The 1,349-nt window shown below is 69.0% G+C and carries 1 protein-coding gene; it reads right to left on the bottom strand.

The annotated features are described in order from the left end of the window. The coding region (locus IL992_RS45520; RefSeq protein ID WP_193209499.1) for an IS110 family RNA-guided transposase at positions 1 to 1,191 on the bottom strand (1,191 nt) is incomplete at its 3' end. Positions 1,192 to 1,349: the final 158 nt, after the last annotated feature.

The following is a 1,349-nucleotide window of genomic DNA, read 5'->3' as shown; positions in this document are numbered from 1 at the left end:
AGGGGAGAAGACCCGGTTGTCGCGCAGCAGAGCCCACAGCACATCGACCAAGCGTCGGGCCAGAGCCAGTAGGGCCTGAGTATGGATCTTGTTCTCGGCTCGTTTGCGCTGATAGAACGCCTTGGATTGGCCATCGGCCCGGATGCTGGAGAGCGCTGCCATGTAGAACACCTGGCGCAGCGGCCGGTTGTAACGCTTGGGCCGCCGGTGGTTGCCGGTCACCCGGCCGGAGTCGCGTGGCACGGGCACGAGCCCGGCGTAGGAGGCCAACCGTCCGGCGTTGGCGAAGGCGGCGCGGACGTCCCCCCCGGTGGCGACAACGAACTGAGCACCGAGCAGGGGTCCCATGCCGGGCAGGCTCTCGATGATGCGGGCCTGGGGGTGGGTGCGGAACCGGTCGGCGATGAGCTTGTCGGTGTCCTTGATCTCGCGGTCGAGGTCCAGCAGCTGGCGGGCGAGCTTCTTGATCAGCGCGGCGGAGGTGGCCTCGCCGGGCAGTGCCACCGTCTGCTGGGCCGCGGCCTGCACGGCCGTGGTAGCCATGGCGTCGATGCCCTTGGGCCAGGCGCCGTGCTCGCGCAGGTGGGCGACCAGGCCCTCATGCCCGGCCCGGCGGATCTCCACGGGGGTGCAGTAGCCGGCTACCAGGATCAACGCCGAGCGGGTGGAGAAGTCGAAGCTACGCTCCAGCGCCGGGAAGATGCCGCTCAGCAGGTCGCGCAGCCGGTTGACCCCGCGCACCCAGTCGGCCATCGCATCGGTGCGGTAGGCGGTCAGCCGGGTCAGCTCGACCACCAGCTCATCGCTGGGCGACAGTTCGGCCAGGTCGCCGCGCATGCGAGCGGTGTCAGCGATGATGCGGGCGTCCTTGGCGTCGGTCTTGCCTTCGCCGCGGAAGACGCCGGCCATGCCGTTGACCACGCGGCCGGGCACGTAGACGACCTTCTGGCCGGTGGTCAGCAGGAGAGTCAGCAGCAGGGCCGCGGCCGGGCTGACCAGGTCCACCGCCCACCGCACCTGCCCGCCGGTCTTCGTCGCGGTCTTGGTGGCCCGGTTGATCAGCTCTTCGATCTGCTGCTGGCCGTTGGTGACCTTGGCCGTCCACAGTTTCTTGCCGCCGGCGTCGATCGCCACCGCGTGGTGGCTGGTCTTGCCCACGTCGACGCCGATCCACACATCTGCCGCCGACATCCGGCTCGCCCTCCTGTTCTCGCTGGTCAAGCCCGTGGACGACCCCGCCGCCAGGTCCCTAATCAGCGACGATCCGCATCAGATCTCAATGAGCGGCCAAGGCGTCCAGGGCGACGAGGCGGCCATTCCTTCGAAGCCACAACCGCAGCAGACAGACA

Origin of the sequence: Microbispora sitophila, from assembly GCF_014892245.1 — a bacterium.
GTDB classification, from domain to species: Bacteria; Actinomycetota; Actinomycetes; order Streptosporangiales; family Streptosporangiaceae; genus Microbispora; species Microbispora siamensis.
This window is presented reverse-complemented; position numbering and strand designations above follow the sequence as displayed.